General features: G+C 69.4%; 15 protein-coding genes. 7 read left to right on the top strand and 8 right to left on the bottom strand.

Features of this window, described 5'->3' with window-relative positions:
- The first annotated feature begins 36 nt into the window (after nucleotides 1–36).
- Nucleotides 37–519 (top strand): DUF456 domain-containing protein, encoded by a 483-nt coding sequence (locus ABGI63_RS24475; RefSeq protein ID WP_349745172.1) that lies wholly within the window; start codon nucleotides 37–39, stop codon nucleotides 517–519.
- A gap of 43 nt (nucleotides 520–562) precedes the next feature.
- Nucleotides 563–1,264 carry a tellurite resistance TerB family protein gene (locus ABGI63_RS24480; RefSeq protein ID WP_349745173.1) on the top strand — a complete coding sequence of 234 codons (702 nt, stop codon included), beginning with the start codon at nucleotides 563–565 and terminating at the stop codon, nucleotides 1,262–1,264.
- Between the two features lie 6 nt (nucleotides 1,265–1,270).
- Here ABGI63_RS24480 and ABGI63_RS24485 read toward each other — a convergent pair whose 3' ends face one another.
- Nucleotides 1,271–1,627, bottom strand: a complete 357-nt coding sequence (locus ABGI63_RS24485) for a carboxymuconolactone decarboxylase family protein (protein WP_349745174.1) — start codon at nucleotides 1,625–1,627, stop codon at nucleotides 1,271–1,273.
- Between the two features lie 11 nt (nucleotides 1,628–1,638).
- Nucleotides 1,639–1,854: a YgaP family membrane protein gene (locus tag ABGI63_RS24490; RefSeq protein WP_349745175.1), complete on the bottom strand. Its 216-nt coding sequence runs from the start codon at nucleotides 1,852–1,854 to the stop codon at nucleotides 1,639–1,641.
- 143 nt (nucleotides 1,855–1,997) lie between these two features.
- On the opposite strand from ABGI63_RS24490, the gene ABGI63_RS24495 reads away from it, so the two are divergent.
- A complete protein-coding gene (locus ABGI63_RS24495) occupies nucleotides 1,998–2,429 on the top strand; it encodes a GNAT family N-acetyltransferase (protein ID WP_349745176.1) in 432 nt (143 codons plus the stop codon).
- Here the strand turns inward: ABGI63_RS24495 and ABGI63_RS24500 are convergent, their stop codons facing one another.
- Together ABGI63_RS24500 and ABGI63_RS24505 are read right to left on the bottom strand one after the other, a co-directional pair.
- Nucleotides 2,430–3,068 (bottom strand): dioxygenase family protein, encoded by a 639-nt coding sequence (locus tag ABGI63_RS24500; RefSeq protein ID WP_349745177.1) that lies wholly within the window; start codon nucleotides 3,066–3,068, stop codon nucleotides 2,430–2,432.
- 27 nt (nucleotides 3,069–3,095) lie between these two features.
- Nucleotides 3,096–4,664 (bottom strand): ABC transporter substrate-binding protein, encoded by a 1,569-nt coding sequence (locus tag ABGI63_RS24505; protein WP_349745178.1) that lies wholly within the window; start codon nucleotides 4,662–4,664, stop codon nucleotides 3,096–3,098.
- Nucleotides 4,665–4,827: 163 nt separating this feature from the next.
- Between ABGI63_RS24505 and ABGI63_RS24510 the strand changes: the two genes are divergently transcribed.
- From ABGI63_RS24510 to ABGI63_RS24520, 3 genes are all read left to right on the top strand, one after another.
- On the top strand, nucleotides 4,828–5,565 hold the full coding sequence (locus ABGI63_RS24510) for a GntR family transcriptional regulator (RefSeq protein WP_349745179.1): 738 nt from the start codon (nucleotides 4,828–4,830) through the stop codon (nucleotides 5,563–5,565).
- Between the two features lie 82 nt (nucleotides 5,566–5,647).
- Nucleotides 5,648–6,583 carry a tripartite tricarboxylate transporter substrate binding protein gene (locus ABGI63_RS24515; protein WP_349745186.1) on the top strand — a complete coding sequence of 312 codons (936 nt, stop codon included), beginning with the start codon at nucleotides 5,648–5,650 and terminating at the stop codon, nucleotides 6,581–6,583.
- Nucleotides 6,576–7,385: an amidohydrolase family protein gene (locus tag ABGI63_RS24520; protein WP_349745180.1), complete on the top strand. Its 810-nt coding sequence runs from the start codon at nucleotides 6,576–6,578 to the stop codon at nucleotides 7,383–7,385. Before ABGI63_RS24515 ends, ABGI63_RS24520 begins: the two co-directional genes overlap by 8 nt.
- Here ABGI63_RS24520 and pbpC read toward each other — a convergent pair.
- From pbpC to ABGI63_RS24535, 3 genes are all read right to left on the bottom strand, one after another.
- Nucleotides 7,376–9,484: a penicillin-binding protein 1C gene (gene pbpC / locus ABGI63_RS24525; protein WP_349745181.1), complete on the bottom strand. Its 2,109-nt coding sequence runs from the start codon at nucleotides 9,482–9,484 to the stop codon at nucleotides 7,376–7,378. The two genes, ABGI63_RS24520 and pbpC, sit on opposite strands and share 10 nt — an antisense overlap.
- On the bottom strand, nucleotides 9,481–15,351 hold the full coding sequence (locus tag ABGI63_RS24530) for an alpha-2-macroglobulin family protein (RefSeq protein WP_349745182.1): 5,871 nt from the start codon (nucleotides 15,349–15,351) through the stop codon (nucleotides 9,481–9,483). The genes pbpC and ABGI63_RS24530 overlap by 4 nt, the downstream gene beginning before the upstream one ends.
- Nucleotides 15,352–15,421: 70 nt before the next feature.
- Nucleotides 15,422–16,516: a BMP family ABC transporter substrate-binding protein gene (locus ABGI63_RS24535; protein WP_432767467.1), complete on the bottom strand. Its 1,095-nt coding sequence runs from the start codon at nucleotides 16,514–16,516 to the stop codon at nucleotides 15,422–15,424.
- Nucleotides 16,517–16,651: 135 nt separating this feature from the next.
- Between ABGI63_RS24535 and ABGI63_RS24540 the strand changes: the two genes are divergently transcribed.
- Complete coding sequence (locus ABGI63_RS24540; RefSeq protein WP_349745184.1) at nucleotides 16,652–17,605, top strand: helix-turn-helix domain-containing protein; 954 nt, start codon at nucleotides 16,652–16,654, stop codon at nucleotides 17,603–17,605.
- Here ABGI63_RS24540 and ABGI63_RS24545 read toward each other — a convergent pair.
- Nucleotides 17,538–18,587 carry an adenosine deaminase gene (locus ABGI63_RS24545; protein ID WP_349745185.1) on the bottom strand — a complete coding sequence of 350 codons (1,050 nt, stop codon included), beginning with the start codon at nucleotides 18,585–18,587 and terminating at the stop codon, nucleotides 17,538–17,540. The genes ABGI63_RS24540 and ABGI63_RS24545 overlap by 68 nt on opposite strands.
- Nucleotides 18,588–18,701: the final 114 nt, after the last annotated feature.

Genomic DNA, 18,701 nt, shown 5'->3' on the forward strand with positions numbered 1-18,701 from the left:
AGCTGCCGGAATTCAAACACTGCGGAGCAGGCCAGCGTGAATCCCACCCTGTTGTGGATCTTGAGTGTCGTGTTGATCGTCGTCGGCCTGGCCGGCACCATCTTGCCGGCCCTGCCCGGCACGGCCCTGGTGCTGGCCGGCATCGTGCTGGGCGCCTGGATCGACAACTTCGCCCACGTCGGCTGGCCCAGCCTGACGCTGATCAGCCTGCTGGCCGTGCTGGCCTGGGTGCTGGAATATGTGGCCGGCCTGATGGGCGCGCGGCGCGCCGGCGCCAGCCGCCAAGCCCTGGTCGGCGCGGCGTTGGGCACCGTCGCGGGCCTGTTCATGGGCCTGATCGGCGTGCTCTTCATGCCACTGGTCGGCGCCGCCGTCGGCGAATACCTGGCGCGCCGTGACCAGCAGCGTGCCGTCTCGGTCGGCTTGTCCACCTGGCTGGGCCTGATGGCCGGGCTGCTGGCCAAGGTTGTGCTGGCCTTCACGATGGTGGGCATCTTCATCGTGGCGCTGCTGGTCTGAGGCAAGCCACTCCTTTTCTTCTTTCACTCACCAAGGACGAGCGATGAGCGCACAGTCGACATTGGAACAACTGCTGAAATCCGGTCTGGCGATGCTGGACGGCAAGGCCGGCGGCGGGCTGGGTAATCTGGGCGGCAGCCTCGGTGGCGGCGGCAAAGGTCTGGGCCAGCTGGGGCTGGGCGCGGCGGCCGGTGGGGCCCTGGGCCTGCTGCTGGGCAGCAAGCGCGGTCGCAGCTACGGCGGCAAGGCCTTGAAGTACGGCAGCATCGCGGCGCTGGGCCTGATGGCCTACAAGGCCTACAGCAATTGGCAGGCGCAGCAGAGCCAGCCAGCGGGCCAGCCAGCAACACCGGCCCCGGCGGCGCGCACCGTCGACCGCCTGCCCGCGCCCGAGCGGGAGCAGCACAGCCGCGCGATGCTCAAGGCCATGATTGCCGCAGCCAAGTCCGACGGCCATCTGGACGAGCGCGAGCGCGGCCTGGTCGAGGCCGAGTTGAACCGGCTGGAGGCCGACCCCACGCTGCGCCTGTGGTTCGAGGCCGAGCTGCGCCGCCCGCTGGACCCGGCCGAGGTGGCCCAGGCCGCCGCGACGCCCGAATTGGCCGCCGAGATGTATCTGGCCAGCCTGCTGGTGGCCGACGAGACCACGTTCATGGAGCGCGCCTACCTGGACGAGCTGGCCAAGCAGCTGAAGCTGCCGGCCGGGCTGAAGACCGAGCTGGAAGCGCAGGCACTGGCGGCCTGAGCAGGCCTATCCCTTGGCGCTGAATTCCTCGAAGGCGGTGATCGCGCTGGCGGCATACATCAGCGAGGGGCCGCCGCCCATATAGGTGGCCACGCCCAGGGTCTCGTCGAGCTCCTGGCGCGTCGTGCCCAGCTTGACCAGAGCCTGGGTGTGATAGCCGATGCAGGGATCGCAGCGCACCGCCACGCTCAAGGCCAGCGCGATCAGCTCCTTGGTTTTCTTGTCCAGCGAGCCCTCGGCCATGGCCGCACGACCCAGCTCACCGAAGGCCTGCATCACGCCCGGCGTGCTCTGCCTCAGCCCAGCCAGCTGGGCGGAGACATGCTGGGTCAGATGGCGGTAGCCATTTGCTGCGGTGGACATGATCAAGCTCCTCAGCGCTTGTTGTTACTGCCGCTGCCGCTTTTCAAGGCACAGGTCGACAGGCCAAACGGCAGATAGGCCGGACAGATCCGGACCAGGCCGGTGGCCAGCGGCAGCAAGCCGATCCAGCCCCAGGGACCGATGGCGCCATAGAGCGTGGCGCCGATCAGAGCCAGCCCAAGAGTGATGCGCAGCACGCGATCAATGCCGCCGACATTGGTGTTCATCCATCTCTCCTCGCGGGGCCATGGGCACGCCGCCCCCCCTGTGGCTCACTGTGAGGCCGATGCGCAGGGCGCAGCTTGATACAGGACAGGAAGTCAGCAGGCTTTATGCTGGCGGCCGGCCTGATACCCAAGAAGGAGCCGCCGTGTCACTGCAATGGTCGGACAACATCGAGGAGCTGGACTGGGAAGAACTGGCGGCGCTGTACCGCGCCGCGCCGCTGGGCACGAAGAACGCCGCCGATCTGAAGACGGCGTTCAGCAACAGCCGCTATCGCTGCCTGGTGCGCGAGCAGGGCCGCCTGGTCGGCGCCGGTCGGGTGCTGGCCGACGGGGTCGACTGCGCCTATGTCTGCGATGTCGCGCTGCTGCCCAGCCATCAGGGCCTGGGGCTGGGGCGCGAGATCGTGCAGCACCTGGTCCGCCTGTCCCAGGGCCACAAGAAGATCATCCTGTATTCGGTGCCGGGCAAAGAGCCCTTCTACCGCAAGCTGGGCTTTCGGCGCCTGCTGACCGCGATGGCCATCTTCGAGAACGAGGCCCAGGCGATCGCGCGCGGCCATCTGGCCGAGGACTGATCAGCTCAGTGCCACAACCAGCGGGAACTGCGCCCGCAGCTCGCCGCCGTCTGCGGATTCGAAGGGCCGGGTCAGCGCCGCGCGGTCGCGGGCATCGCGCAGGCTGCGCCACAGAAAGTCGCGCTCATTGCCCGGATCGCCCTCGACATAGAGCTGGGTGGTCAGCAGCGTTCGCGCGCCGCGCTTGAGCTTCAGATGGATATGCGGCGTGCGCCCCTCATAGGCCACCGGCCGCAGCGTGCGGAAGCGGTAGCGGCCCTCGGCATCGGTGGCGACACGGCCGAAGGCCTGGAAGGCCGGATCGGCGCGGCCGCCATCGTGCGGATGGCGGTAATGGCCGTCGGCATCGCACTGCCAGATCTCGACCAGGGCGCCGGCCAGCGGCCGCCCCGCGGTGTCGCGCACCTGGCCTTCGAGCCAGGCCGCCCGGCCGCGCGTGTAGCGGGCCGCGCCCTGACGCAGCAGATCGAAGTCGGTATCGGCGGGCAGCTCGGTCGGGTAGAACGGCCCCTCGGTCTGGGCCGGGGTGGTGCGCAGCGGCTGGGCACGCGCCAGGCCGGGCAGCAAGGACAGCACGGCCGGCAGGGCCAGCCGGCTCAGCGCAAGGCGGCGGGTGTCGCTGACGGGGACTGGTGACATGCGGCCCTCCTCGCTTGGGATGACGGATCAGTCGATTCTGACCCAGCGCAGCTCCAGCACGCTATTGGGCCATTGCGCCGCCTGCACCTGGGGCCGCATCACCCAGCTGTGCTTGATGCGGTAGAGCGGCAGCAGCGGCAGATCGGCGCGCATCAGGTTCAGCGCCTCGCCGACCCGCTGGCGGCGCAGCGCCAGATCGGGCTCGGTGGCAATCGCGTCGATCAAGGCGTCGAGCCGGCTGTTGCTGTAGCGGCCGGCATTGAAGGCGCCGGCCGACGGGCCGTGGCTGCGTACCAGCGAGTTCAGCACATTCCAGGCGTCGCCGCCGGGCGTCCAGCCATACTCGATCAGGCTGCCGGTGGCCTGGCTCAGCTTGGGGAAGAACAGGCTGCTGGGCGAGGCGAGCAGGCTGGCCTTGATGCCCACCTTCTCCAGCATCGCGGTGATGGCCTGGCAGACCGCCTGGCGGTAGGAGACGTTGACGCAGTCCATGCTGGTCGAGAAGCCCTGCGGGTAGCCGGCCTCCGTCAGCAGCGCACGGGCCGCCGCCGGGTCGGCCGCCGGGCGCTTCTCCAGCGCCGGCAGATAGCCGTCGACCAGGCTGGAGACGGGGCTGCCGGTGGACACCGCCTGGCCGCGCAAGACCTGGCGCGCGATCAAGTCCATATCGATGGCCAGATAGACGGCGCGGCGCACCCGCAGGTCCTTGAAGGGATTGCGCCCCTTGATATTGCTGCCGGCCAGTTCCTCGCGGTGCTGGTCGAAGGCGAGGTACTGCGTGCCGATATCGGCGGTCTCCAGCAGCTTCAGCCCCGGGTCCTGGCGCAGCCGGGCCACGTCCTGGAAGGGCGGATCGATGACGAAATCGACCTGGCCCGAGCGCAGCGCGGCCAGCCGCGTGGCGTCGGACTGGATCACCTGGTACTGGGCCTCGTCCAGATTGCCCTGGTGCGTGGCCCGGCCCCACCAGGCCGGATGGGCAGCCAGCGTGGTGCGCACATCGGCCTCGTACTGCTTGAGCATGAAGGGGCCAGTGCCCATCGCATGGCGCACCGCATGGGTCTCCTGCTTGGCGTTGTAGTCCTGCGGCTTCGTGACCTGGTGCTTCTCGCTCCAGGACTTGCTCATCATCGCGATCAGCCAGAGCTTCTCGGGCAGGATGGCATCGGGATCGGAGAGCTGCAGATCGACCGTCAGCGCGTCGACCTTGCGCGCGCCGAGCACACCGCGCAGCTGGGCGGCGCGCTGCGAGGTCGGCGCCAGCGCACGCGCTATCGAGAACACCACATCGTCGGCGCTGAAGGCGCTGCCATCATGGAACTTGACGCCGGGCCGCAGCTTGAAGCGCCAGGTCTTGGCATCGAGCGGGGCCCAGGACAGGGCCAGCGAGGGTTCGAGCCGGAATTGCTGATCGCGGTTGACCAGGCCCTCATAGATCTGCGTCACCACCCGCGAGTGGTACTGCAGGGTCAGCGCATGGGGGTCCATGGTCTGCGGATCGAAGGCGCTGGCGTAGCGCAGCAGCTTGGGCTGGGCCGAGGACAGCCCCGGCAGCAGGGCCAGGGCGGCCAGGCCGACCGCGGCCATCCATCGCATCGCATTGCATCGCATCCGGCATCCCCTGTTGTTGATGGTGGGGGAGTATGCCCAGCGCCGCCGGGGGCGGGCAATGATCGCTTTCCTGTGGGCGTGCCTCGCGCTTGACGGCGCCTGCCGAGACGCGCTACATTGATCTACACCTCTATAGGACTAGATCAACATGCCAGCCTATACCGCCGCGCCCATCGAGCAGCCACCCGGCCTGAGCCGCTATGGCGCGCTGGCGGCAGCGCTGCGCAGCCGCATCGTGGCGGGCGAATGGCCGCCCGGCAGCGCACTGCCGGCCGAGCAGACGCTGGCTGGCCAGCATGGCGTCGCGCTGGGCACGATGCGCCAAGCGCTGGCCCTGCTGGTCGAGCAGGGCTTGATCGAACGCATCCATGGCCGCGGCACTTTTGTGCGCGCCGGCCTGAGCGGCGCGCCGATGCTGCGTTTCTTCCGCTTCGGCGACGGCACCGAGACACCGAAGTCCCGCATCGTCTCGCGCCAGACGCTGGCGGCGCCGGCGGCCGTCGCCCATATGCTGGACCTCACGGCGGGCGATGCGGTGCTGCGGCTGCGGCGGCTGCGGCTGCTGGACGGGCTGCCGCGGCTGGCCGAGGAGATCTGGCTGCCCTTGCCGCTGTGCGCGGCGCTGCAGCACAGCGATACCGCCGGCTGGGGCGACCTGCTCTATCCGCATCTGGCGGCGGCCTGCGGCGTCCATGTGCACCGCGCGGTCGACCAGATCAGCTTCGGCCAGCTCGGCGCCGCCGATGCGAAAGCCCTGCAGCTGCCCACGGCTCATCCCTGCGCCATCGTGCAGCGCCAGGCCTTCGACATCAGCGGGCGCTGCATCGAGTGGCGCAGCTCGCGCGGCGATGCCCACGCCTTCCACTACACCGTCTCCATCTCCTGACCCCCGACCGAAAGGCCCCGCCGTGAGCTACTCCCCCTCTTCCAAGACCCGCCGCCGGCTGCTCGGTGCCGCCGGCGCGTCCATGCTGGCCCCCTGGGCCATCAGGCCCGCTGCGGCAGCCATCGCCGGCGGCAAACCGGTGACCCTGGTCGTCAGCTACCCGCCCGGCGGCGGCGCCGACATCATCGCCCGCCTGATCGCGCCAAAGCTGGCCGAGGCACTGGGCCAGCCCGTCGTGGTCGAGAACAAGCCCGGCGCCAGCGGCACGATTGCCGCCAACCAGGTGGCACGGGCAACGGCGGACGGCACGAGCTTGCTGGTCGACGCCTCGTCCTTCGCGGTCAACCCGGCGCTATTCCCCAAGCTGCCTTATGACACCGCGACCGCCTTCACCCCGTTGGGCCTGGTCGCGCAGTTCCCCAATGTGCTGGTCTGCACGCCCAGTTTCGAGGCCAAGAGCGTGGCCGATGTGCTGCGTCTGGCGCGCGCCAAGCCGGGCCATATCGCCTATGCCTCCTCGGGCAATGGCTCGGCCCAGCATTTGGCCGGCGCGCTGTTCGAGGACCTGGCCAAGGTCAAGCTGATCCATGTGCCCTACCGTGGCGGCGGCCCGGCCCTGACCGATGTGATGGGCGGCCAGGTGCCGTTGTTCTTCGCCAATGTGGCGTCCTCGCTGGGGCATATCCAGTCGGGCAAGCTGCGCGCGCTGGCGGTCACCGCAAGCGTACGCTCGCGCAGCCTGCCCGAGGTGCCGACGATGGCCGAGGCCGGCGTCAAGGGTCATGAGGTGCTGGAGTGGAACCCGGTGCTGGCGCCGGCCGGCCTGCCGAGCGAGCTGCGAGCGACCTTGATCGCGGCGCTGCAGAAAGCCAAGTCCGACCCCGAGGTGCTGGGCCGCATCCGCGCGCTGGGCGGCGATGTCTTCGCCGGCAATGATCAGCAGGCTGCGGCCTTCCTGAAGCAGCAGCAAATCTTGTGGGGCCGCGTGGTCAAAGAGCGTGGCATCACCCGTGAATAAGAACAGGCTTGACGGCGGCTGGGACTGCCATGTCCATGTGTTCTCGGCCGCGGCGGCCACACTCGCGGGGCACTACCGCCCCGCCACCCGCGATCTGGCCGAGATAGAAACCCATGCAGCACCGGCCGGTGTCGGCCATCTGGTGCTGGTGCAGCCCAGCGTCTATGGCTGCGACAACGCGGTGATGCTGCAGGCGCTGCAGGCCGCACCGGGGAGGCATCGCGGCATTGCCGTCGTCGCGCCCGAGGTCGGCGATGCCGAGCTGGACCTGCTGCACGCCGCCGGCGTGCGCGGCATCCGCTTCAACCGGGTCTCGCCGGTGGGGCGCAGCGCCGATCCCGCCGAAGCCTTGCTGAGCCTGGCGCCCCGGCTGCGCGAGCGCGGCTGGCATGTGCAGTGGTATGTGGACCGCGCCGAGCTGCCGCAGCTGGCCCGGCTGCAGGCCGAGACCGGCCTGGTCTTTGTGCTCGACCATCTGGCCGGGCTGATGGCCGGCACACCCGACAGCGATCCGGCCTGGCCCGAGCTGGAAGCTCTGGCACGGGGTGGCGCCTGGATCAAGCTCTCGGGCTGGTACCGGCTCAATGCCCGGCAACCCTATGTGGCGATGCAGCCGCTGATCGCACGGGTGGCAACGCTCTTCGACACCCGCATGGTCTGGGGTTCGGACTGGCCGCATACCAGCCTGGACCCGACCGACCCGCTGCCCTATGACGCGACCTGGACTCCGGTGCGGCAGGCGCTGGGTGGCGAGCGCGCCGAGGCCGTTCGCAACGACTATCCGCAGACGCTCTACCGCTGAGCGGTCGCGGCGCTGGCGGTCTTCGGCGTCGCCCCGCGCACCTCGAACTTGATCGCCTGCAAGACCTGACCCCGCGAGCCCAGCAGCTTCAGCTCATGCCGGCCCGGCCAGGGCGCCCAGCTGAGACGGGCGCCGCGCCCCAGGCGCTTGCCGTCCAGCACCCAGACACCGGGCTCGCCCTCGAAGCGGATCTTCTGCGCGGCCGGCGGGATGTCGGGGTCCAGCGCATAGATCGCGCCGTCGCGCGGGTTGGCGATGCCGGCCATCTGCGCCCCCCCCTGCTGGGCGCTGGCGCGCATACGGGCCTGCTCGGTGCCGCGCACAAACCACTCCGGGCGCGCCGGCTCGCCACCGGGCTCGAAGGCCACGGTCTGGCGCAGCAGGCCCGACGGTGCGGCCGGCGGCTTCGAGAGCTGGTCGCGGTGCAGATAAGCCATCAGCGCCTGCCAGACCGGTGCGGCCCCGCTGATGCCGCTGACGCCGTGCATGGGCTCGCCGCCGGCATTGCCGACCCAGACGCCCACCGTGTAGCGCTCGCTGAAGCCGACGCACCAGTTGTCGCGCAGGTCCTTGCTGGTGCCGGTCTTGACGGCCGCGAAGCCGCGCGTGGCCAGCTCGCTGTCCAGGCCGAAGCTCAGCGCCCTTGCGCTGTTGTCGGCCAGCATGTCGGCGACGATGAAGGCGCTGGCCGCATCGGCGACGCGGCGCTGCGGGCGGCCGGGTACCGGGCCCCAGCGCCCGCCATTGGCCAGCGCGCGGTAGGCATTGCTCAGGGCCAGCAGGCTCACATCGGGGCTGCCCAGGGCCAGCGAATCACCGTAATAGCCGCCGCTCTCGGGCAGGGCCAGGCCCCAGGCATTGAGGCGTTCGAACAGGGCGTCGGCGCCCAGCATCGCGCCCAGGCGCACGGCCGGCACGTTCAGGCTGTTGCCCAGGGCGGCACGGGCGCTGACCCAGCCGCGAAAACTGCGGTCGTAGTTCTGCGGCAGATAAAGCCCATGCCCGGTGCTGAGCTGGGCCGGTGAATCGTCCAGCAGGCTGGCGGCGGTGATCAGGCGCTTCTCCAGCGCCAGCTGGTAGACAAAGGGCTTCAGGGTCGAGCCGGGCTGGCGCCTTGCCAGCACGAAGTCCAGCTCGGGCGCCGTCGACAGGCTGCCGCCGCTGGAGCCGACCCAGGCCAGCACCGCGCCGCTGGCGTTGTCCAGCACCAGCACCGCGCCGTCCTCGACATTGCGCCCGCCCAGCTCGGCCAGCTGGCGCTTCAGGGTCGCGACGGCCAGGCGCTGCAGGCGGCCGTCCAGGCTGCTGCGCTGCGCGGCCGGGCCATCGGCGCGCAAGACCTGGCGCGCGTAGTGCGGCGCCAGCTGCTCGCCCAGCGGCATGCCAGCACGGCGCTGCAGCGCGGCGGTCAGCTGCCCCTCGACACCCATGCAGCCCAGGCCCTGCTCCTTCAATACCGCGCAGGCGCGCTGGGCCACGACGGCGGGCTTGGCGTTCGGCGCGCGCAGCAGGGCTGCGGCGATCGCGCCCTCCTGCGCGTCCAGCCCGGCCGGCTGCTTGCCGAACAGGGTTTGCGTCAGCGCCGCGATGCCGACCAGCTCGCCGCGAAAGGGCGCGCTGTTCAGATAGGCCTCGAGAATCTGCGCCTTGCTCCAGCGCGCTTCCAGGCGCTTGGCACTGATGGCCTGGCCCAGTTTCTGGGTCGCGCTGCGGCCCGCGGCCGGCCGTGCCAGGTCCGCATCCATCAGGCCGGCCAGCTGCATCGTCAGGGTCGAGGCGCCACGCGTGCGCTCGTTCCACAGATTGCCCCAGGCACTGGCGGCCACCGCGCCCCAGTCGACGCCGCTGTGCTCGTAGAAGCGCCGGTCCTCGCTGAGCAGCAGGGCCTGCAGCAGCGCCGGCGACATCTGCGCCAGCGGCACCCAGGGCAGCGCGCGCCGGGTCTTGTCCAGGCGCAGGCTCTGCAGCGGCTCGCCGTGGCGGTCCAGCAAGAGATAGTCCGAGACCTTGTGCGCGCTGCGGAATTCGGCAAAGCCGGGCAGGGCCTGGGCCGCCGAGCCGCAGGCCAGCAGCGCGGCGAGCAGCCAGCTCGGTTTCAAGGTCCGACCTCCAGCGCGGCATTGGGCAGCTCGCCAAAGCTGTCGGGCGCGTACATGGCCTCGACCCGGGTCGGCGGCAGCTGGAAGCGGCCGGCGTTGTTGAGCCTGAGCGTGTACTCGATCACATGCTTGCCGCGCGGCAGAAACTCGTAGTAGCCGCGCCAGGCCTCGAAGCCGCGCTCCTCGTAGGCGGTCCAGGCTGTGCCTTCCCGCTTCTCACCCTGGACCGCGATGCCCGACTGTCCGCCCAGGCCCGAACCGAGAATCGTCGCGCCGCCGGGCACCGGATCGGACAGCACCACCCAGCTCATATCGGCCTGGGCCTCCAGCTCCAGCCGCACCCGCACGACATCGCCCCGGCTCCACTGGCCCTTGGTCTTCTGCTCGATGGCCTGCAGCGAGCGGCTGATACGGTAGCCCGAGTTCAGCGCCGCCTTCAAGGGAATCGCGGCCAGGCTTTGCACCGTCATCCAGGGCTTGCCGCTGCCCTGCTGCTCGACGTTCAGCGTGGCGGCCGGCTCGGCCGGCCAGGGCAGCAGCAGCGCCCCACCCTCGGCACGCGCGGCCCAGTCCAGGCTCAGGCTCTTGCCGCCCAGGCTGGCCACCGTCTTGCCGGAAGGCTTGCCGGCCTCGAAGCGCGCGGCGAACTTCTCCAGCGCCAGCACGCCCCAGAGATTGGCCGTGGTGGTGGACCAGGCGCCGCGCTGCTGGCGGCCCAGCGCGCCCTGCAGCAGGCGCGGCAGCTCTTCCTTCCAGCCCGGCTCATTGAGCACGGCCAGGATCAGCCGCGCCGCATTGCCGTCCGCGCTGTCCATCAGCCACCAGGCATCGCTCTCCTCGTTGCTGAACTTCAGCGTGCTGCCGGCATAGCTGAGGCGGCCGCGCAGCTGGGCCTGGGCCTCGGCCAGGCGCTTGTCGCGCTCGGGCGCGGCGCTGAGGCGCTGGTGGATCAGCAGCCAGTCGATCAGCGCGGCGGTCGGCCAGGTCGACACATTGCGCGCGTCCACCGTGGCCAGCATGCGCGCATGGGCGCGGCCGTGGCGCGACAAGGCCTCCAGCGCGGCCAGGCGGCGCAGCTCCAGATCCGGCTTGGGCGACCAGGTCTGGCGCGTGATGCGGCCCTCGACGAAGGCCGTCAGCCCGTCCAGCATCGCCGTGCGCGCCGGCTCGGGCAAGACCTGACCCGCCTCATGGCTGGCGGACAGCAGATAGGCCGTCAGCCGGTCGCTGCCGCGCGGCGCCGCGTCGGCGCTGGGCGGGAAGTAGCTGGCCAGGCCCTCGGCGTCCAGATAGGTCGGCAGCCGCGCCATCAGCGCCTGCCACTGCTTGTCGTCCTGCAGGCCCAAGGCCTTGGAGCTCAGCTGCTCCAGGCAGGTGTAGGGATAGCTCTCGAAGAAGCGGCGCAGGCCCGGCAGGGCGCCGGTCAGGCGTGGCTGCAGCGCGATATTGAGACCGCCCTGCTTGATGCCGCTTGCCGGCAAGGCATCGCCCGGTGCGGCCACCGGCAGGCTGAAGCGCCCCTCCAGCTGCGCCAGGCTGGCCTGCAGCACCCGCACCGGCACGGCCGGCACCACCGCCTGGGTGAACTTCATGCGGTCGCGCGCGCCCGCCCCTGCACTCGCGCCCTGCTCTGACACCTCGGCCTCCCAAGCCAGGCTGAAGGCGCCGGCGGGTACGGTGACCGCCCACTGCAGCTCGCGCGCGGCGCCGGCAGCGAGGGTCAGGTCTTGCGGCGGCAGGGCCAGCGGCGTGCGCGTGATGGCCTCCGCGCCGCTGTTGGCCGTGCCAGCCAGGCTGGCGCGCAGCTTCATCTCCCGGCCGGTGCTGTTGCGCACCGTCAGCATGGCCTGGAACTGATCGCCCTCGCGCACCAGCGGCGGCAGACCGGACAAGAGCTGCAGGTCCTGCGTGACCCGCACCGTCGCCGCGCCGCTGCCGAACTTCTGCGCGCCGGCATCGGCAATAGCCACCAGGCGGAAGCTGCTCAGCGAGTCGTTCAGCGGCACCTCGATCAAGGCCTCGCCCTTGGCATCGAGCTGGACCCTGGGCTGCCACAGCAGCAAGGTGTCGAACAGCTCGCGCGTGCCGCCGCGCCCGCCACCGCCGCCGGCCGCCACGGCCTTGCGGCCATAGTGGCGCCGGCCGATGATCTCGCTCTGCGCGCTGGCGGTCTCCACGCCCCAGCTGCGCTGCTGCAGCATCGCCGTGAGCAGATCCCAGCTGCCGTTGGGGCGCAGCGCCAGCAGGCCTTCGTCCACCGCGGCAAAAGCCAGCTCGGCGCCGGCCAGTGGCTTGCCGTCCTGGCTGACCTTGATGCGGGCCTGCACGGTCTGGCGCACGCCGTACTGCGGCTTGTCGGTCGTCACCGCGACCTGCAGCTGGTGCTCGGCCAGGCCGACCTGCAGGCTGGCGACGCCGAGCTTGAAGGCCGGCTTGGACAGATCGACCATGGCCGTGGGCGCCTGATAGTCGCGGCTGGCGCGCCAGTCGCGCCACCAGTCGCGTGGCGCCTTCCAGCCCCAGCTGAAGAAGGAGTACCAGGGCACATCGCGGATGCGGCCGCGCAGCGCCAGCACCGAGACATAGACGTTCGGCGCCCAGGCCTTGCTGATCTTGACCTCGACGGTCGGATCGTCGCCGCGCAGCTGCACCACCTGGGTGTCGAGAATGCCCTCGCGCTCGATGGCCACCAAGGCAGTGGCCTCGCGGAAGGGCATGCGCACCTGCAGCCGCGCGGTCTCGCCGGGCGCATAGGCCCGCTTCTCGGGCAGCACATCGATGCGGTCGTCGTTGTCCTGCGCAAACCAGAGCTCGCCCTGGCCGGTGATCCAGACGCCGGTGGCGGCCTGGGCGGGGCGACCGTCGCCGTCCTTCGCGGCGGCGATCAGATCGATCTGGCCGGCTGTATCCAGCGCGGCCTCGCACTGCAGCAGGCCCTTGGCATCGCTGGTGCCGCTGCAGACCTCGCCCAGGTCCTTCAGCTCAGTGCGGTTGTCATAGGCATAGAAGCCGCCGACCATGCGCTTGCGGCTGCTGAGGGTCTGCGTCAGGCGTGCGCGCACCGCGATCTTCTGGCCGGCGACGGGCTTGCCGGCCGTGTCGAGCGCGACGACTTTGAAGGCCACCTTGCCGCGGTTGCTGGCCCAGGAACTCGCTTTCAGGCCCAGCACCAGCTTGGACGGCCACAGCGGCAGCAACTGGGCGGCGGTCTGCAGCTCGCCGTTGGGGTCGTTGAAGCTCACCTCGGTCAGCAGCTCGCTGGGCCGCTCCAGCTTGGGCAGGGCCTTCAGCACGATGCTGGCCGCACCCTGGCGGTCGGTCGTGAAGGCCAGCTTGTCGGCCACCAGTTTGCTATCGCGCGGGGCCGAGGCTTCGGCGTCCTCGTCGGCATCGGGCTGCGAGGGGTCACCAGGCGGCTGGAAGTTGAAGTCCTCATAGCCCGCGAACGCGACGCCGCGCGGCCTCAGCATCGCGCTCACGCGCAGCGGCGTGGCCGCCATGCCGCCGCCCGAAAGATAGTTCAGTTGCGCGCCGATCTGCAGCTCCGCAGGCGCCACCAGAACGCCTTTCGGCGCGGACAGACGCGCCTCGACCAGGGGCACGCGGAACTCCTCGACGCGGAAGTCCCCGGCCGGCCAGCTGCGCCGCTGGCTGCTGTCCGCGCCCTCGCGCTCCAGCTCCAGCCGGTAGACGCCCAGCTTGGCGGCGGGCGGGATGTTCCAGCTGGAGGCCGCGCTGCGGCTGCCCTCCCATTGCAGCGGCTGGACGAACTCCTGGCCGCTGCCTTCGTGCGTGATCTTCAGCCGGGTGGGCAGCTGCTCGGGCTTGGCCAGGCTCAGGCCCAGCCCGGTCTCGATGCGGAAGAAGTGCTTCATCGACACGGTTTCGCCGGCGCGCAGCAGGCTGCGGTCCAGCACCGTGTGGGCCCGGGCATCGGCGGCGGCGCCGCGCGCGGTCGGTACATTGAAGCGCCAGGACTCGATGCCGCGGTTCCAGTTGCTGAACACAAAAGCCATGTCCTCGGCCTTGCGGGCCGTGACGAAGAAGCCATATTCGCCCTCGCAACGCTGCCCGCGCGGCATCTCCAGCGCCTGCGGCACTGTGGCCAGGCCTTGTCCATCGGTCTTGCCCGCCCACAGGCGCTGACCACGGCAGTCGTTCACGGCCACCTCGACGCCGGCGACCGGGCGGCCGCGGTCCAGGCTGGTGACCCAGACCAGGCTGTTCTCGCGGCCCCACTTGAAATGCACGCCCAGATTGGTCACCAGCACGCCGGTGCGCACATACATGGGCGCGGCCTTGTCCAGCAAGGCCCGGCCCAGGCGCGGCGAACTCAGCTCCACCAGGTGGTAGCCGGCGGTGCTGATCGGCAGCGCGATCACCTCGAAAGGGCGCTCGCCCTGCGCCAGCACCGGCAGATCCAGACGCTGGGCGCTGGCGTCCTTGTCCAGCATCGCGACCTCGCGGGTGGCGACATAGCGATCGACCTTGCGGCTGATGGTCTGGCCCCGGCTATTGGTCTCGCTGTGGGTCTCGGTCCATTGCGAGGACGGCAGGCCCAGCTCGCGCGCCGGCAGCTGGGTCTCGTGCCAGCGCTTGACGCGCAAATAGGCGGCCAGCACCTCGGCGTCGCTGCCCAGGCGCTTGATGCGGACCTGGCCGGCCGTCTTGCCCGGCGTTGGTCCAGGTGCTTGTCCGGGGGCCAGGTCTTGCTGCACATGGCGCAGCGTGATCGGCAGCAGGGCCGGCCCCTCGGCCTCGCGTTCGATCACGCCAAAGGGCGCGGCCGCGAACTTGGCGATCGGCGGCGCACCACCGGTGGCAACCTTGAGCGGAAAGCTGGCCGCATTGCTGAGGCTGCGGCCGCTGGCATCCTTCAGGCCGGCGGGCAACTCCAGTGTGAAGCTGGCATTCTCGGCCAAGGGGGTCGGGAAGCGTAGCTCGCTGGTCTCGGGCGATTTGTCGTCCTTGTCGACTTGCGGGGCAATGGCCGCACCGCTGGCGGGCTTGAGCCGGGCCTGCATCGCCAGCGCGCGCGGCACCGGCTCGCTGAAACGCAGCGACAAAGGCCGTATCGGCAGGCAGGGCGCACCGGCACGCTCGCGCTCGCAGCTGAACTCGGCCGTCAGCGGCTCGCGCACCCGATAGTCGAAGCGCTGCTCGGCACGGGTCAGCAGCTGCGGGTTCAGCGCCGAGGCAATACCTGGCCCCCAGACCAGCTGCACCTTGGCGCCGGGCGGCAGCGGTCGCTGGCAGGCCAGCAGCAACCAGCGCTCCGCGGCCTTGGCAGCGATGCGCCTAGCCTTGAGCAAGGCCTCGCGCGGCGCGCCGCCGACGACCTTGACCGGCAGGCGCTCGCCGATGCCCTCGGCCTCGCACCAGGCCTGGCGATTCACACTGGCCTCGGTGACCGGGCCGGTCAGCTGCAGCAGGAAGTGCTGCTCTTCCTCGATCTGGCTGCCGCTCCAGGGCTCGGTCTGCACGATGCTGGGTGCACCGGTGTTGAAGCCGAACTCGCGCGGGCCGCTCAGCTCGCCGCCGAGCGCTTTGAACTCGGCGCGCAGCTGGATCTTGCAGCGCGCGCCGGCCGGCAGCGGCTCGTTCAGCTCGAACAACCATTCGCTGGCGCTGGACCAGCGGCCGCTGCCAGGCACGGCGGCCAGGCCTTCGCAGACCAGCCGGGCCGGGTCCGGCAGGCGCGGATCGCCCTGCTGGACCACGGCCTCAGAGAACTTCAGCCGCAGTTGGCGCGCCTGGGCCACCTCACCTTGCGGACTGACCGCCGTGACGCTGGCGGCCTCGGCCGCCATCGATACAAACGCCAACAGGCCCAGCGCCAGCCACGGCTTCAACACAATGCGATTCATCTGCCCTCCCAGGCCATGCAATTCAAGCAATTGCACGGGAGTCTAGGACAGGCGATGTTGCCAAGGCGTGCTATTTGGTGAGCTTGCCCTGCACGCCGTCGACAAACCAGTTCATCGTCGCGATGGCTGGGTCGCTCATCGCCCCGCTGGCCTGGCGGACCTGGCCTTCGTTGTCGACCAGCCTGCCCGAGAATGGCTGAAAGCGGCCTTGCACGATGTCGTGGCGGCGCTGCTCCAGCAGCGCCCGCGTGCGCTTGTCGACCGAGGGATGGACGGCTGTGAGTTGCACCATGCCGTCCTTGAGGCCGCCCCAGACCGGCTGCGGCTGCCAGCGGCCGGCCCCGACCGCCTGGGTGACCCGGGTGTAGTAGCCCCCCCAATGATGGGTCACGGCCGCCAGCTGCGCGGTCGGTGCGAAGCGGCGCATATCGCTGGTGTAGGCGATCAGCTTGACGCCCTTCTCCTCGGCCGCCTGGGGCACGGCGGGCGAACCGCTGTGGTTGGTCAGCACATCGGCACCCTGGTTGATCAGCGTCAGCGCGGCCTCGCGTTCACGCGGTGGGTCATACCAGGCGTTCAACCAGATCACCACGACCCGCGCTTTCGGATTGACGGCCCGCATGCCCAGGGTGAAGGCATTGATGCCCTGCACGACCTCGGGCAAGGGAAAGCCAGCCACATAGCCCGCCACACCGCTGCGGCTGCTCTTGCCCGCCAGCAGGCCGGCCAGATAGCGGCCTTCATAGAACCGCGCGTTGTAGGTGTTGAGATTGGCGGCCGTCTTGTAGCCGCCCGCATGCTCGATCTTCAGGGCAGGGAAGTCCGCCGCCACACGCAGCGCCGGCTCCAGATAGCCGAAGCTGGTCGCGAAAATCAGCGTATGGCCCTGGGTGGCCAGATCGCGCATCACGCGCTCGGCGTCGGCGCCCTCGGCCACGCCTTCGACGGCCGTGGTCTTGATTCCCAAGTCCTTCTCGAGCGCGCGGCGCCCCTGCTCATGCTGGTAGGTCCAGCCGGCATCGCCGATGGGGCTGACGTAGACAAAGCCGACTTTAGGCGCATCGGCCGCCGCGCCGGGCACAGCCAACAGCGGGACAAGCGCGAACAAGGTACAGGGCAAGGCCGTGGCTAGCCTGCGTATTTTAGAAGTGACGCTCTTCATCATGGCTCCAGTGGTGAGTGGCCAGGGCAAGGCCCGACCGGCCACCATTGTCGTCGCTGAGCCGGACAAATCCGAGGCGCGAGACCGCATACTTGCGGCCAGCAAGCACCGGCCACAGCAGCACAGGATTGACTCGACGTGGAATCGCCCCTGCCCACCTATGCCCGTCACGGCGAACAAGACCTGACCCTCGATGTGGACTGGCTGCATTGCGAATCGATCGCCGAGCGCAGCCGGCTGCACGACTGGGAGATCCGGCCGCATCGTCATGAATCGCTGTTCCAGCTGTTCTGGATAGAGCAAGGCGGCTGCGAGCTGAGTCTGGACGGTGTGGAGCGCAGCACCCAGGGGCCCTGCATCTTCATTCTGCCGCCCCGTACCGTGCACGGATTCCGCTTCGAGCCAACTGTGCAGGGCCTGGTGATCACGGTGCTGGACCAGCACACCAACAAGCTGCTGAGCGCGGAACCGCGCTTGGAGAAGTTGCTGCGCAGGGCCGATGTTTTGAGCCTGACGGCCGCAGTGGCGGCCCCACTGGCCCGCGCAGCGGAACATCTGCGCGAAGAGTTCCTGGGCACGGCGGCCTGGCGTTCGCTGGGCATCGACCTGGCCCTGATGCAGTTGCTGCTGCATTGCGGACGCCTGCTTGCGCTGCACCAGCTGCCCGATTCGCGCCGACCGGCTGGGCGTGCGCTGGAGCATGTGCAGCGCTTTCGCGCCCTGATCGAGCAGCAGTTCCGGCAGCAGCCCGCGCTCGGCAGCTGCGCGGCCCGGTTGGGCATCAGTGCCACGCAGCTCAACAGGGTCTGCCAGCAGGTGTTGGCTTGTTCGGCCTCAAGCCTGATGCAGGGCCGGGTGCTGTTGGAGGCGCAGCGCGAACTGGCCTACACCAGCATGAGCGTCAAGCAGATCGCTCACGGCCTGGGTTTTGCCGATGCGGCCTACTTCACCCGCTTCTATCAGCGGCAGACCGGTCTGTCGCCTACCGAGTGGCGGCAGCGGGCCACGCACAGGCCGACGCAAGTCAAAGCCCCAAGCCGAACGCGCGATCAAGTTCGCCCATCCAGCGCCGCCGCAGTGCCTCGTCGATAAAGCTCGCTTCGAAACTGTTGCGCAGCAGCTGATAAGCCTGCTGGACACCCAGCTGCGGCAGGGCCTCAAAGGTCTGCAACAGATTGTCATTCAGATAGCCGCCGAAATAGGCCGGATCATCGGAGTTGATGGTCACGCACAGGCCTGCGTCGAGCAAGGCAGGCAGATTGTGATCGGCCAGGCTGTCGAACACTCGCAGCTTCACATTGGACAAGGGGCAGACCGTCAAGGGCACGCGCTCATGGGCCAGATAGCTCATCAGTTCTGCATCCTCGGCGGCGCGCACGCCATGGTCCAGACGCTCCGCGTCCAGATCCCGCAAAGCGCTCCAGATATAGGATGGCGGTCCCTCTTCGCCGGCGTGAGCGACGCGATGCAGCCCCAACTCAGCGGCCTGCTGAAACACGCGGATGAACTTGTCCGGTGGGTTGTCACGTTCGCTGCTGTCCAGCCCGACACCGCTGATCAGATCGCGGTAGGGCAGCGCCTGCTGCAAGGTCGCAAGCGCATCGGCCTCGCTGAGGTGGCGCAGGAAGCAGAGTATCCATTGCACATTGATACCGAGTTCCTGGCCTGCTTTCACGCCGGCATGATGCAGGCCTTGTATCAAATCCTGCATGCTGACGCCGCGCGATGTATGGGTCTGAGGATCGAAGAACAGCTCGGCGTGAACGATGTTGTCGGCTGCAGCCCGCTCGAAATAGGCCCAGGCCATGTCGAAGAAATCGGCCTCGGTCAGCAGCACCGCAGCGCCGGCGTAGTAGATGTCGAGAAAGCTCTGCAGGTCCTCGAACCGGTAGGCCGCCCGCAAGGCCTCGACATTGGCATGGCGCAGGGCGATGCCATTGCGCTGCGCTAGCTTGAACATCAGATCCGGCTCCAGCGAGCCCTCGATATGCATATGCAGCTCGGCTTTGGGCGCACGCCGCAGCACATCGAGCAAGTCCGCGCGTGAGAAGGCCGGGAAATCCAATGCGCTCATGATTCGCACCTCTCGGACTTGGTTGATGTCGACAGCGCGAATATAGCGCGCCGGCGAGCCCCCAAAAGCAAAAACCCCCGTCTCTTGCGAGGCGGGGGTTTTTGGGGATATTAG

The sequence above is a fragment of the Roseateles cavernae genome (assembly GCF_040187885.1).
In the GTDB taxonomy this organism is placed as follows: domain Bacteria; phylum Pseudomonadota; class Gammaproteobacteria; order Burkholderiales; family Burkholderiaceae_C; genus Roseateles_E; species Roseateles_E cavernae.